Source organism: Pseudomonas sp. AG1028, assembly GCF_007993955.1.
GTDB lineage: Bacteria > Pseudomonadota > Gammaproteobacteria > Pseudomonadales > Pseudomonadaceae > Aquipseudomonas > Aquipseudomonas straminea.
Genome location: NZ_VIVP01000002.1, coordinates 292,172 through 305,775, shown reverse-complemented (window position 1 = coordinate 305,775; position 13,604 = coordinate 292,172). Strand labels below are relative to the sequence as shown.

Annotated in this window: 14 protein-coding genes; 7 read left to right on the top strand and 7 right to left on the bottom strand. The window is 65.2% G+C overall.

Annotated elements, in window-relative coordinates; all coding sequences use genetic code 11:
- Positions 1–37: 37 nt before the first annotated feature.
- From FB481_RS04420 to FB481_RS04390, 7 genes are read right to left on the bottom strand one after another with little or no spacing between them, the layout of a single operon-like run.
- Entirely contained in the window at positions 38–463 is a 426-nt protein-coding gene (locus FB481_RS04420; RefSeq protein WP_093502002.1) for a flagellar export protein FliJ, read from the bottom strand.
- Positions 460–1,785 carry a flagellar protein export ATPase FliI gene (gene fliI, locus FB481_RS04415; protein ID WP_093502004.1) on the bottom strand — a complete coding sequence of 442 codons (1,326 nt, stop codon included), beginning with the start codon at positions 1,783–1,785 and terminating at the stop codon, positions 460–462. Before fliI ends, FB481_RS04420 begins: the two co-directional genes overlap by 4 nt.
- Positions 1,786–1,789: 4 nt before the next feature.
- Positions 1,790–2,479 (bottom strand): flagellar assembly protein FliH, encoded by a 690-nt coding sequence (fliH, locus tag FB481_RS04410; RefSeq protein ID WP_147175198.1) that lies wholly within the window; start codon positions 2,477–2,479, stop codon positions 1,790–1,792.
- 6 nt (positions 2,480–2,485) lie between these two features.
- A complete protein-coding gene (locus tag FB481_RS04405; RefSeq protein ID WP_093502008.1) occupies positions 2,486–3,547 on the bottom strand; it encodes a FliG C-terminal domain-containing protein in 1,062 nt (353 codons plus the stop codon).
- Positions 3,519–5,237, bottom strand: a complete 1,719-nt coding sequence (fliF, locus tag FB481_RS04400) for a flagellar basal-body MS-ring/collar protein FliF (RefSeq protein WP_147175197.1) — start codon at positions 5,235–5,237, stop codon at positions 3,519–3,521. Before fliF ends, FB481_RS04405 begins: the two co-directional genes overlap by 29 nt.
- 9 nt (positions 5,238–5,246) lie before the next feature.
- Entirely contained in the window at positions 5,247–5,564 is a 318-nt protein-coding gene (locus tag FB481_RS04395; RefSeq protein WP_093502012.1) for a flagellar hook-basal body complex protein FliE, read from the bottom strand.
- 20 nt (positions 5,565–5,584) lie between these two features.
- Positions 5,585–6,985: a sigma-54-dependent Fis family transcriptional regulator gene (locus FB481_RS04390; protein ID WP_093502014.1), complete on the bottom strand. Its 1,401-nt coding sequence runs from the start codon at positions 6,983–6,985 to the stop codon at positions 5,585–5,587.
- 366 nt (positions 6,986–7,351) lie between these two features.
- On the opposite strand from FB481_RS04390, the gene FB481_RS04385 reads away from it, so the two are divergent.
- The 7 genes from FB481_RS04385 to FB481_RS04355 are packed head-to-tail and all read left to right on the top strand — an operon-like array spanning position 7,352 to position 13,602.
- The gene (locus FB481_RS04385; protein ID WP_147175196.1) at positions 7,352–8,188 is read left to right on the top strand and encodes a FliM/FliN family flagellar motor C-terminal domain-containing protein; all 837 of its coding nucleotides are present in this window, start codon (positions 7,352–7,354) and stop codon (positions 8,186–8,188) included.
- Complete coding sequence (gene fliN, locus FB481_RS04380) at positions 8,185–8,538, top strand: flagellar motor switch protein FliN (RefSeq protein WP_013792135.1); 354 nt, start codon at positions 8,185–8,187, stop codon at positions 8,536–8,538. The genes FB481_RS04385 and fliN overlap by 4 nt, the downstream gene beginning before the upstream one ends.
- Positions 8,535–9,287, top strand: a complete 753-nt coding sequence (gene fliP, locus FB481_RS04375) for a flagellar type III secretion system pore protein FliP (protein WP_147175195.1) — start codon at positions 8,535–8,537, stop codon at positions 9,285–9,287. Before fliN ends, fliP begins: the two co-directional genes overlap by 4 nt.
- Positions 9,288–9,296: 9 nt before the next feature.
- Positions 9,297–9,569: a flagellar biosynthetic protein FliQ gene (locus FB481_RS04370; RefSeq protein ID WP_013792137.1), complete on the top strand. Its 273-nt coding sequence runs from the start codon at positions 9,297–9,299 to the stop codon at positions 9,567–9,569.
- Positions 9,570–9,575: 6 nt separating this feature from the next.
- Entirely contained in the window at positions 9,576–10,373 is a 798-nt protein-coding gene (fliR, locus tag FB481_RS04365; protein ID WP_147175194.1) for a flagellar biosynthetic protein FliR, read from the top strand.
- Complete coding sequence (gene flhB / locus FB481_RS04360; RefSeq protein WP_147175193.1) at positions 10,370–11,509, top strand: flagellar type III secretion system protein FlhB; 1,140 nt, start codon at positions 10,370–10,372, stop codon at positions 11,507–11,509. Before fliR ends, flhB begins: the two co-directional genes overlap by 4 nt.
- Positions 11,506–13,602 carry a flagellar biosynthesis protein FlhA gene (locus tag FB481_RS04355; protein ID WP_147175192.1) on the top strand — a complete coding sequence of 699 codons (2,097 nt, stop codon included), beginning with the start codon at positions 11,506–11,508 and terminating at the stop codon, positions 13,600–13,602. The genes flhB and FB481_RS04355 overlap by 4 nt, the downstream gene beginning before the upstream one ends.
- Positions 13,603–13,604 lie beyond the last annotated feature (2 nt).

The following is a 13,604-nucleotide window of genomic DNA, read 5'->3' as shown; positions in this document are numbered from 1 at the left end:
GCCACTTAAGCCGGCAAGCAATTTTTTTACCGGGCAGTCACGGCGCCTGGTTGCGCCACCAGGCCTGGGTGGCCAGGCCGTCCTGAATCTTCTGTTCCTGCTGCGTCAATTGCGCCTGCCATTGCTGCAGCTTGCCATCGAGCACCTGGGCCACCACCTTTTCGCTGCGCATGGCCGCCAGCAGTTCGCTCTGGATGCGCTGCAGCGCCTGCTCGGCCACATCCAGCTCGCGGCGTTGCAGCTGCAGCATCTTGTGCAGGGTCAGCTTGTACTGTTGCTGATTGCTGCGCTGCAGCAGCGTATCCACGCGAACCTCGAAGCCGCACAGCCGGTCGAGCCCACTGATGTTGTTGCGATAGCGCTGGCACAGGTTGCGCTGGTAAGCCACGCGGCCCAGCACCTGGCGTACCTGATTGCCGCGCAGCGCGGCCAGGCGCTGCAGCACCTCGACCTGCTGCTTCATCGGATCAGCGCCTGCAAGCGGCCCTGGCTGTCCGCCAGGTCGGCGCCCTCACCCACTTCCTGACACAGAAAGCGCTGGATGGCGGGCGCAATCTGCACCGCTCGATCGGTCCTGGCATCCATGCCCGGCGTGTATCCGCCGAGGGGAATCAGTTCGCGAATCTTCTCGAAGGCGCCGTACAGCTCCTTGAGCTGCAGGGCCGCGCGGCGCAGCTCCACCGGCACCACCTGGGACATGCAACGGCTCACCGAGGCGGCGATGTCGATAGCCGGATAATGGCCGACGTCTGCCAGGCGCCGCGACAGCACGATGTGCCCGTCGAGAATGGCCCGGGCGCAGTCGGCGATGGGGTCCTGCTGGTCATCGCCCTCGGCCAGCACAGTGTAGATGGCGCTCAGGCTGCCGCTGCCGGCCTCGCCGTTGCCGGCGCTTTCGACCAGCTCCGGCAACAGGCCGAACACCGACGGCGGGTAGCCCTTGGTGGCAGGCGGCTCGCCCAGGGCCAGGGCGATTTCCCGCTGGGCCATGGCGTAGCGCGTCAACGAGTCGACGAGCAAAAGCACGTCCTTGCCCTGGTCACGAAAGTAGGCGGCGATGCTGTGGCACAGCTCGGCCGCCTTCAGACGCATCAGCGGCGATTCGTTGGCTGGCGCTACGACCACCACGGCCTTGCGCAGCCCTTCCTCGCCCAGCGAATGCAGAATGAATTCCTGTACCTCACGGCCGCGCTCGCCGATCAACCCGACCACCACCACATCGGCCTTGGTTTCGCGGGTAATCATGCCCAGCAGCACGCTCTTGCCCACGCCGCTGCCGGCGAACAGGCCGACGCGCTGGCCCTTGCCGAGGGTCAGCATGGCGTTGATGGCGCGTACGCCGACATCCAGTGGCTCTTCCACCGGGCGTCTGCGCAGCGGGTTGACGGTCGGCAACTCCTGGGACAGCGAATCGCGCCCGATCAGCTTGCCCAGGCCGTCCAGGGGTTCGCCCAAGCCGTTGATCACCCGGCCAAGCCATGACTCGTCGATCTGCAGCGACGCCTCGTCGGCGGCGGGAAACACCCGCGAACCCGCGCCGAGGCCCACGGGTTTCTTGAACGGCATCAGGTAGGTGATATCACGGTTGAAACCCACCACCTGGGCTTCCAGCAGACAGCCGTCGCCCTGTTCGATGTGACAGCGCTGGCCGGTGGTGCGCTGGCACCCCAGGCTTTCCAGCAGCAGCCCGGATACCTTGACCAGGCGCCCGCTGACCTTGGCCAAGCGCACGCCGTCGAGCGAGCGCAGGGCTTCATCGAGCTTGAATTCACCCAGCTGCGCCATGGCCTCAGTCCTCGGTCAGTTCGAGGTGCTCGGCCAGGGTTTCCAGGCACGAGTCCAGGCGCTGCTGGCAGCCGATGTCCGCCTCGGCCTGGGCGGTGACCACACGGCACTCGCCCAGCGCCAGGCGCTCGTCGGCGACCAGCCGCCAGGTGGCCCCGCGCTCGGGGGCGAGATCACGCAGGCGCGCGTATTCATCGGGGTTGAGCAGCACCTTGACCTCGCCCTGCTCGCCCGGCATGCCGGCCAGGGCCTCTTCGGCGAGCGTCAGCAGTTGGTCCGGGTGCAGGGTCAGCTCGCAGCGAATCACCTGGCGGGCGACCTTGCCCACCAGCTCCAGCAGTTCCTGGCGGCGCTTGCGTTCCTGCTCGGCGGCGTGCTGCTGCAACTGCGCGTACAGCGCATCCAGCGGCCGGGCGGCCTCTTCGAAGGCCGTCTGACCATGGCGGCGGCCTTCTTCGCGGCCCAGGCGCAAGCCCTCTTCGCGGCCGAGCTGCAGACCCTGCTGGTGACCGGCATCGTGGCCCTGCTGCAAGCCCTCCTGGTAACCCTTTTCGATACCCTGCTGAAAACCGTCGCTCATGGCGCGCTGCACGCTGGCCGCGTCACCGCCCGACTCGAGGATGTCCGGGCAGCGTGGCGGGAAGCGGTACGCCCGCCAGGCCTTGTCGTGGTCTCGACTGACTTTCACGCTCATGCCGTTCTACTCCACCGTCTGTTCGCGGAACAACTGCAGCTGGATGTCGCCCTGGGCCGCCATGTCACGCACCACGGCCATGATGTCCTTGCGCACCTGCTCGATGCGGCTCATCGGCACCGGGCCCTGACGCCGCTTGATCGACTCCATCTGCTGGGCCTGACGCTTGGGCATGACCGCCTGGATGGCCTTGGTGAGCGCCGGCTCGGCACCCTTGAGCGCCACCACCCACTCTTCCATGGGCACGGCTTCGAGCAAGGCGGACAGCACGTCCGGGGTCTGCCGCGAGAGGATGAAGAAGTCGTACATTTCCTCCTCGATGCGGCCCACCAGCTGCTCGTCGTGGGAACGCAGCAGCTCGAACATCTGGCTTCGGTCACCCTTGAAGCGGTTCATGATGTCGGCCGCCTGCTTGAGGCCGCGCACCTGGGAGCCCTGGGCGGACAGCACCGACAGGCTGCGGTCGATCAGCTGCTCCAGTTCGGCGATCACGTCGCCGTTGACCTCGTTCAGGTTGGCGATGCGGTACAGCAGCTCGTCCTGGCGCTCGGCCGGCATGCACTCGAGCACGTCGCAGGCCATGCCAGGCGGCAGGAATGCCAGGAACACCGCCTGCATCTGCGCGTGCTCCTTGGCCAGCATGGCGGCGAACTGCTTGGGATCGAGCCACTCCAGGCGCGCCATCTTGGCGCGGATTTCCTCGCCGTAGATGCTGTCCAGCAAATTGCGGGTGATCTCGCTGCCCAGGGCCTTGCCGAGCATCCCGGAGAGGTAGCTGCGCGACGCCCCCTTGATGTTGCTCTGTTCCTTGTAGTCGTCGAAGAACCGCCCGATGACGTCGGAAACCGTGGCCAGTTTGATGTTCGACAGGCGCGCCATGGTCTGGCTGATGCTGATGATCTCCTCGCGCGAGAAGTGCCGCAGCACCCGCGAGGAGATGTCGTCGCCCATGCTCAGCATGAGGATCGCCGCCTGCTCGGTAGAGCTCAACGCACGCGCCCTCGGTTTGAGCTCGCCAGCCTTGCTGCTGGCAGCCTTTTCAACCGGCTGCACCGAGTTCTTTGTCATTACGCCCTACCCATTGTTTGATGACTTCCGAGACGCGCTCGGGATCGTTCTCGGCCAGCATCCGCAGGTGTTCGATCTGGTGTTCCAGGCCCGAGCCGGGCGCCGGCAGGCGAATTTCCGACAGCGGATTCAACTCGCTGAACAGCTTGGCCGGATCACGCTCGCCGCCCACCCGCGCGAGCAGGCGCCCGGCCTGCTCGCTGGCCAGCATCGCCGGCAATTCGCCTTCGCCCTCTGCCCCTGCAGCCGCGTTTTCCGTCTTGCGGTCCGGGCGGGCGATCAGCCCGCGCACGGCCGGGCGAACCACCAGCAGCACCAGCAGCAGGCTGATCAGCGCGAACACGGCGATCTTCACCCACTCGTGCACGTTGGGGTTTTCCCACCAGGCGAGGCCGGCGTTGGCCGACTCGTCCGCCGCGGCGGGAGTGAACGGCAGCACGCTCAGGGTCAGCACATCGCCGCGCGCCTGGTTGAAGCCGACCGCACTCTTGACCATCGCCTCCAGCTCGCTGCGCGCCTCGGCCGTCCAGCCACCTTCAGGGGCGGCCTGGGCGTTGAGCACCACGGCCACGCTCTGCTGCTGCAGGCGATAGGGTGCGTGGCGCACGTGAGTGACGCTCTGGTCGTAATCGAGCTGGCGATTGGATTCCTTGCGCAGCGACGTCGCAGCCTTGTCCTCGGGCGGTGCCGGCTGCGCGGCCTGGCCACCCTGGGCCGCCTGGCGCTGGGCCTGGGTGTTGGCCGGCGGCGTGTTGCTCAGCGAACCGGGAACACCCAGGGCCAGCTTGTCGAGCACGCTTTCGTCGCGGGTCACCTCGTTACGCAGCCGCGGCTCCTGGCCGTAGGTCTGCAGGGTTTCCTCGCGCTGGCTGAAGTCGATATCGGCGGACACGCTGAGGCGATAATTGTCGCGGCCCAGCACAGGGGTCAGCACTTCCTCGACATTGAACGCCGCCTTGCGCTGATAATCCTCGATCACCTGCCAGGTGCGCTGCGGGCCGCCCCAGCCTTCCAGGTCACGGGACAGCAGCGTGCCGTGCTGGTCGACGACGCGCACGTCCTTGGCATCGAGCTGGGGCACGCTGCCGGCCACCAGGTTGACCACCGCGGACACCTGCTCCGGCTCCAGGCGATAACCCGGCGCCAGCTGCAGCATCACCGAGGCCTTGGTCGGCTCGCGGCGGGCAATCACGAACGAATTGTTCTCTTCGCGCGCCAGGTGAACCCGCGCCTGCTGCACGCCCTGCAGTGCCATGATGGTCTGCGCCAGCTCACCCTCCAGGCTGCGTTTCAGGCGCACGTCCTGCATGAACTGGCTGGTGCCCAGTGGCTCGTCCTTATCGAACAGTTCGTAGCCCGCCGGCAGCGACACCTTGACGCCCCTGGCCGCCAGCAACAGCCGCGCCCGCGCCACCTGCTCGTCGCTGACCAGCACCTGGCCGCTTTGCGGGTGCAGGCGATAGGGAATGCCCTCGCCTTCCAGCAAGGCGATCACCTCGGCAGCGGGAAAGCGCTCACCGGCGCCGTACAGCGGGCGCAGGTTGTCCTGGCCCTTCCACAGGTAGTAGACGACGCCCAGTGCCAGCAGCGCGGCGATGGCCGCCATGCCTGCCAGGGCGATACGCGGATCGGCCCTGAGGCGCTCCAGCAGCGGATTGCTTCTGATGGTTTTCAGTACGCGTTGCGGCACCTGGCCTCCTTACAACGGCATCTTGATGATGTCGTCGAACGCCGTGCTCAGCTTGTTGCGTACCTGCAGCAATGCAGAGAACGCCACACTGGCCTTCTGGCTGTCGACCATGGCACCGACTAGGTCATCGCTCTGTCCACGCTCCACGGCAGCCACCGCCGAACTCGCCTGGTGCTGCTGGGCGTCGATGGCCCGCAGGTTGGCGGCGAAGCTGTCGGTGAAGCCCTGGGGCTCGGCCGCCGGGCGAATGCCCGCGCCCTGGCTGAGGCCCTTCATGGCCTCCATGCGTGCCAGCATGTCCTGGCGTATCGAATCGATCGAATTCATCCACGGCTCTCCAGCGGCGATCAGAACGGAATGTGTACGCCCTGCTCGCGCATGGCGCTCAGGCGATAGCGCAGTGCCCGGGTACTCATGCCCAGGCTCTGCGCAGCTTTGGTCTTGTGGCCGTCGAAGCGGCGGATGGTATCGAGCACGTGCTGGTACTCGGCCCACTTGCCACTGGCGCGCAGCGCCGCGCGGCCATCCTCACCCGCATCCGGCTGCATCGCCGCGGCGATGTGGATGCTCGCTGCCGGCACGCTGCCCGGCACCTCCAGGCCAAGATCGGCAGGCTGGATGAACAGGCCATTGCGCAGCACCAGCGCGCGCTGCACGGTGTTCTCCAGCTCGCGCACGTTGCCGGGCCAGTCATGGCCGAGCAGCGCACGGCGCGCCGAATCGGTGAGCAGTTCTTCGCCTTCGCCCGGCGCGTGGCTGGCGATGAATCGGCTGACCAGCGGCAGGATGTCGTCACGCCGCTCACGCAGCGGTGCGATGTGCAGGGGCAACACGTCCAGACGGAACATCAGGTCGGCGCGAAAACGCCCGGCGGCCACTTCCTGCTGCAGGTCGCGGTTGGTGGCAGCGATGATGCGCACGTCCAGCGCAATTTCCCGGCGCCCGCCAAGGCGCTCCACCCGCTGCTCCTGCAGCACACGCAGCAGCTTGGCCTGCAGCGCCAGGGGCAGTTCGCCGATTTCATCGAGCAGCAGCGTGCCGCCGTTGGCCTGTTCGAACTTGCCGGCCTGCGCGCTGACGGCACCGGTGAAGGCGCCACGCTCGTGGCCGAACAGAATGGACTCGAGCATCTGCTCGGGGATCGCCGCGCAGTTGACCGCGACGAAGGGCGCCTCCGGGCGCCCGGAGCACCGATGGATATAGCGCGCCATGCGCTCCTTGCCGGTTCCGGTTTCGCCGCTGATCAGCACCGGCGCACGGGTCAGCGCCACGCGCTGGGCCATGGCCAGCAGGCGACGACCGGAAGCCGAATGGCAGACCAGTTCGTCGGCGGAACTGTCGGCGAGCGCCTGGCGCTGCAATAGCGTGGCGACCTGCTGCTCGCTGAACGGCGACAGCAGGTAATCGACGCAGCCGCCTTCTAGTAGCAGCGCCGCCTTTTCCTGGTCGGCGTAGTCGACCACCGGAATCAGGGTCAGGCGCGGATACCGCAGCAGCCAGCTGCGCACCTGTTCGCTCAACGCCTGGGCGCACCCCATGGAGGCGAACAGGAAGACCAGGCTGGCCCGCTCCAGGTGGGCGGCCTGCACGCCGTGAAGATCGGCGCAGCGCTGCACCTGACAACGTTGGGTCGCCAGGGCATCGAGCAGCGCGCCGTGAAATGCCCCCTGGCCAACGACCAGAACACGTCGACTGTCCGTGGCGGCCGCGAATACGAGAGGTTCGCAATGACTGACTGGACGATTCATTTCAATCCCTCCCTGCTGGCGGTGGTGAAAAAATTTCGTGTTGCGTGAACCAATGGCTTAATCGCCGATCAGAACAGGTCGCCATCCTACATTTGGGCGCCCTGCCGTTCGGGCGGAAGGCAAAATTAGCCAATTGCCCGCCAAGCGCTGAATCAGTTCCCATCAAAACCCGTCAAGCGGCGCCAATAACGCCTCAAGACGTCTTTTGATATCTCTTGATTTAACCTCAAAGCCCCGTCGCTCCTAGACTCGCCCCTCACTTCAGGTATGCCGCCTTGGCCACGTCAAAGGCGCCGGCAACTCCGTGCCCAGGCATGTGATTGCTGCCCTGTCTCTCCGATTTTTTGGAAAAGTGCGGTTTGGCAGATGCTCGGTAATTCGAAAATCCACCACGATGTTCAGCCTGATCAGTTGCTGCGGCTCAAGCCGCACAAACTCGGTCGGCACTATCACCGCATCCCGAATTACATCCGGGAAACGTCGGGCAAATACCCGCGTCTGGTCAGTGACTATTTCCTGCGCAACTACCGCATCAACCTCGAGTTGCAGAGCGTCGATGTGCTCGAGCACTTCAAGTGCCCGGCCGAATGCACCTATCGCAGCGCCCACGGCAAGGTCGGCTTTGCTATCGAGCGCAGCCTGCTCACCGAAGCCCTGGAGTGTTACTACGGCGGCACCTCACTGCCAGGTGGCGAGATGCCCCCGGAAAGCTCGTCCGAGCAGCGCATGCGTGATCGCCTCGGCAGCGACGTGGTGCACCTGTTGCTGCGCGCGCTGCTCGCTGGCGAAGACCCCGGCAAGCTCAGCCACCACGACAGCACCTATGACGAGGTGCAGTGGGAGTACCAGGCCGAGTTTCACTACATCAGCCATATCACCGGCACCCAGGCTTCGCTGTACCTGTATCTGGATGCCCAGCTGGTCGACGAACTGACGCGCCGCAACAGCCCGCCCCCGGCGCGGCTGAACGGCAATCCTGCGCAGCACATCCAGCAGCTGCCGGTGCAGCTCGATTGCGTGCTGGCGCGCCTGAGCATGCCGCTGTTGCAGGTGCTCAACCTGAAGCGCGGCGACATTCTGCCGATTCGCCTGGCGGAGCGCTGCGATATCGAGATCAACCAGCAGAAGCTGTTTCGCGGCACCGTTTTCGAGGAAGACGGCGCCCTTTTCCTGACATCCCTCGAGAGCGTGCAGACCCCATGAGCGGCCCGATTTCCGACAGCGAACTGGACAACCTGATCAACGACGACCTGGCCGGCGCACCGGCAGAGAGCGGCGCTCCCGCCCGCGAGCTGGGCCAGGACCTGAGCTTCTTCGGCAAGATCCCGGTGGACGTCAGCCTCGAAGTGGCTTCCACCCGGGTGTCGCTCAAGGAACTGATGGAGGTCGATACCCACAGCGTGATCGTGCTCGACAAACTGGCCGGAGAGCCACTCGACGTGAAGGTCAACGGCGCGCTGTTCGCCAAGGCCGAAGTGGTGGTGATGAACGGCAATTACGGCCTGCGCATCGTCGAGTTGTGCGGCAACGGCCTCGACGACCTGGCTCCATGACCGCATCCCGTGTCGCCCTCCTTGGCGCTCTGGCCCTGGCGCTGCTGCCCCTGAGCGTGCAGGCGGCCAACGGTGACATCACGCTCTTGAGCCTGAACGACACCGAAAACGGCCAGGACCTGAGCGTCAAGGTGCAGATTCTGGTGCTGATGACGCTGCTCGGCCTGCTGCCGGCCATGCTGCTGATGATGACCTGCTTCACCCGCTTCATCATCGTGCTGGCCATCCTGCGTCAGGCCATCGGCCTGCAGCAGAGCCCGCCGAACAACGTGCTGATCGGCATCGCCCTGTGCCTGACCCTGCTGGTGATGCGCCCGGCCTGGCAGGAGTTGTACGAGAATGCCTACCAGCCCTTCGAGACCGACCAACTGACGCTGCCCGAGGCGCTGGACAGCGCCAAGGGCGTGATGGCGCGCTTCATGCTCGCGCAGACCAATAAGAACTCGCTGGTCACCATGGTCGAGCTGGCCGGCGAGACCATGCCCGAAGATCCGACCACCCTGGATTTCTCGCTGATCCTCCCGGCGTTCGTGCTCAGCGAGCTGAAAACCGCGTTCCAGCTGGGGTTCATGATCTTCATCCCGTTTCTGGTCATCGACCTGGTGGTGGCCAGCGTGCTGATGGCCATGGGCATGATGATGCTCTCGCCGATGATGATCTCGCTGCCCTTCAAGCTCATGGTGTTCGTGCTGGTGGACGGCTGGACACTGATGATGGGCACCCTCGCCACCAGTGTTCAACCCTTCTAGGTTGCCGCCATGCTGACGCCCGACACCGCTGTTTCCATCGTCGCCAACGCCGTGCACATCACCGCCCTGGTGGTCTGCGTACTGGTCGTGCCGAGCCTGCTCGGCGGCCTGCTGGTGAGCATTTTCCAGGCGGCCACGCAGATCAACGAACAGATGCTGAGTTTTCTGCCGCGCCTGCTGATTACCCTGGGCATGCTGGTGTTCGCCGGCCACTGGATTCTGCGCACGCTGAGCGAGCTGTTCATCGAGAGCTTCCAGCAGGCCAGCCGTCTGGTCGGGTAGACGTACGTGCCCGCCGAAACCTCCGTCTACCAGTTGTCTCAACTGCTGCTGACCCTGCAGGGCTACTGGGCACCCTTCTGCCGGCTGCTGGCGTTCTTTGCCGTCGCGCCGATGTTCGGCCACCGCGCCCTGCCCGTGCGCGCCCGGGTCGTGCTGGCGTTGCTGGCCAGCATCGCCCTGGCCCACAGCCTGCCGCCGCTGGACTACTTCGAGCCGCTGTCGGTGCGCGGCTTGCGGGTGGCCTTCCAGCAACTGGCCATCGGCGCCCTGCTGGGCCTGTCGATGCAACTGGTGTTCACCGTGTTCACCCTGGTCGGTGAAATCATCTCCACCCAGATGGGCATGAGCATGGCGCGCTACAACGATCCAGTGAACGGCGTGTCGTCGTCGTCCATCGTCGCCCAGGTGTATTTCATCCTGCTGCTGTTCCTGTTCTTTTCCATCGACGGCCACCTGCTCGGCATCAGCGTGCTGTACCAGAGCTTCGTGCACTGGCCGATGGACGAACCCCTGCCCTACGCCGGCTTCATGGCCTTCGCCCAGTCGCTGAGCTGGATGATCGCCGCCGCGACCCTGTTCACCCTGCCCATGGTGTTCTGCACCATGCTCGTGCAGTTCTGCTTCGGTCTGCTCAATCGCATTTCGCCGGCGATGAACCTGTTTTCCCTGGGCTTTCCACTGTCGATCATCACCGGCCTGCTGTGCATCTACATGACGCTCGCCGACGTGCCCCAGCACTATCTGCACCTGACCCGCCGCCTGCTCGATGACCTCGGCACCCTGATGGGAGGCGGCCTGACATGAGCGACCAGAGCAGCCAGGAAAAAACCGAACAGCCCACGCACCAGAAGCTCAAGAAGACCAAGGAAGAAGGCCAGGTCGCGCGCTCCAAGGACCTGTCCACCACCATTACCCTGCTGGCCACCCTGCTGACCCTCAAGTACAGCGTCGGCTGGTTCTACACCGGCCTGCAGGACAGTTTCGCGCGTACCTTCGTCAACCTGCAGCCGGGCCAGCTCGGCCAGGACGACCTCGAGCAGTTTCTGGCCCATAACCTGATGCTGTTCGTCATGCTGCTGGTGCCCCTGGGGCTGACCAGTCTGCTGGTGATGGTGTTTTCCATGATCCCTGGCGGCTGGGTGTTCGCCAGCAAGAACTTCGCCTTCAAGGCCTCCAAGCTCAACCCGCTCAGCGGCCTGAAGCGCATGTTCTTCTCGGCGCAGAGCTGGAGCGATCTGTTCAAGTCCCTCGGCAAGATCCTCGTGCTGGGCCTGCTCGCCGCCTACCTGGCGCGCGACGTGGTGACGCAACTGACGGCCCTGCAGCGCAGCGACGTGTACACCGCCATCGCCGGCGCTTTGAACCTGGCGATGAACACCGCACTGATCCTGCTGGTGGTATTCATCCTCTTCTCGCTGATCGACATTCCCTTGCAGCGCCTGCTGTTCCATCGACGCCTGCGCATGAGCAAGCAGGAGATCAAGGAAGAGCACAAGAATCAGGAAGGCCGCCCCGAGGTCAAGGCGCGCATCCGTCAGGTGCAGAAGCAGATGCTGCATCGCCAGATCAGCAAGGTGATCCACGAGGCCAACGTGGTGATCGTCAACCCGCAGCACTATGCGGTCGCCCTGCGCTATGACAGCAGCAAGGCCGAAGCGCCCTACGTGATCGCCCGCGGCAACGACGACACCGCGCTGTACATCCGCGAACTGGCCCAGCGCCACGGCCTGGATCTGGTGGAGATTCCGCCCCTGGCCCGGGCCATCTACTTCACCACCCAGGTCAACCAGCAGATTCCCACGGCGCTGTACAAGGCCGTCGCCCAGGTTCTGACCTACGTGCTGCAACTCAAGGCCTGGCGCCAGGGGCGCCGTCGTCGCCCCGAGCTGCCGGGCAACCTCCCGATACCCGAAAGCCTTGCCAACAGAGGCCTGTCATGAAACCACTGCAACACGTCGCATCGACACTGAGCAACGGGCGCCTCGGCATTCCCGTGGTGATCCTGTCGATCCTGGCGATGATCATCCTGCCGCTGCCGCCGTTGCTGCTGGACATCCTGTTCACCTTCAACATCGGCATCGCCGTGCTGGTGCTGATGACCAGCCTGTCGTCGCGCAGCCCGCTGGACTTCTCGCTGTTGCCCACGGTGATTCTGGTCACCACCCTGATGCGCCTGTGCATGAGCGTGGCCTCCACCCGCGTGGTGCTGCTCGATGGCCACACCGGCTCGGGCGCAGCGGGCAAGGTGATCGAAGCGTTCGGCCATGTGGTGATCGGCGGCAACTTCATCGTCGGCATGATCGTTTTCGTGATCCTCACCATCGTCAACTTCATGGTCATCACCAAGGGCGGCGAGCGGATCTCCGAAGTCACCGCGCGCTTCACCCTCGACGCCCTGCCTGGCAAACAGATGGCCATCGATGCCGACCTCAATGCCGGCCTGATCGATCAGGCCGAGGCCAAGAAGCGCCGTGTCGAAGTGGGCAAGGAGGCGGACTTCTACGGCGCGATGGACGGCGCCAGCAAGTTCGTGCGCGGCGACGCCATCGCCGGCATCCTGATCCTGCTCATCAACCTGTTCGGCGGCCTGGCCATCGGCGTGTTCGTCCATGGCCTGGCCGGCGGCGAAGCCTTCCGCCTGTACGCACTGCTGACCATCGGTGACGGCCTGGTGGCACAGATTCCGGCGCTGCTGCTGTCCACGGCGGCGGCGATCATCATCACCCGGGTCAACGAGAGCGCCGAGATCACCAGCCTGGTGCGCCGGCAGATGCTCGCCTCGCCCCAGGTGCTGTACACCGTGGCGGCCATCCTGTTCATCCTGGCGCTGGTACCGGGCATGCCGTTCGTGGCCTTCGGCAGCTTCGCCGCGCTGATGGCCTTCATTGCCTGGCACGTCTCGCGCAACGCCCCGCCGATCGAGGGCGAGGTGCTGGAGCAGACCCAGGCGCTGAGCAAGGCGATGGCCACCGAGCGCGCCCAGAATCTGGCCTGGGAAGACATCCCGCTGGTCGAGCGACTGTCGGTGTCACTGGGCTACAAGCTGGTCGGCCTGGTCAACGAGGAAGGTGGCGCACCGCTGGTCCAGCGGGTGCGTGGCGTACGCCAGACGCTCTCGGAAAGCCTCGGTTTCCTGCTGCCGGAGGTGCACATCCGCGACAGCCTGCGCCTGAAGGCCAACCAGTACCAGATTCTGGTCAACGGCGAGCGGGTGGACAGCGGCGAGCTGCATGCCGACCGCCTGATGGCGATTCCGGCACCGGAACTCTACGGTGAAGTGGACGGCATTCTCGGCACCGATCCGGCCTACCGCATGCAGGTGGTGTGGATCCAGCCGGCGGACAAGTCACGCGCCCTCAACCTGGGCTATCAGGTGATCGACTGCGCCAGCGTGATCGCCACCCATCTGAACAAGGTGATCCGCGAACACCTGCCCGACCTGTTCAAGCACGACGACGTCGAGCACCTGATGCAGCGCCTGACCGTGCAGGCCCCCAAGCTGGCCGAGAACATCAAGGCGCAGCTCAGCTACAGCCTGCAGCACCGCGTGTTCCGCCAACTGCTGCAGGAGCAGGTACCGCTGCGCGATATCGTCAGCATCGCCTCGACCCTGCTCGAATCCAGCGAGACCACCAAGGATCCGTTGCTGCTGGCCGCCGATGTGCGCTTCGCCCTGCGTCGCAGCATCGTCTCGGCCATTGCCGGTGAGCGTCAGGAACTGGCCGTGTTCGTGCTCGACAACAGCCTGGAAAACACCCTGCTCAGTGCTCTGTCCATCGCCCAGCAGGCCGGCCCGGTCAGCCTGGACAACATTCCGGTGGAGCCCAACCTGCTCAACCAGTTGCAAAACACCATGCCGGTGGTAAAGGAGCGCCTGCGCAAGGAAGGTCATCCGCCGATCCTCACCGTGATGCCACAGCTGCGCCCGCTGCTGGCCCGTTATGCGCGGGTATTCAGCCCCGGTTTGCACGTGCTCTCGCAGAACGAGATTCCCGAGCGCGTCGGGGTGAACATCCTCGGCACCCTGGGGTGAGA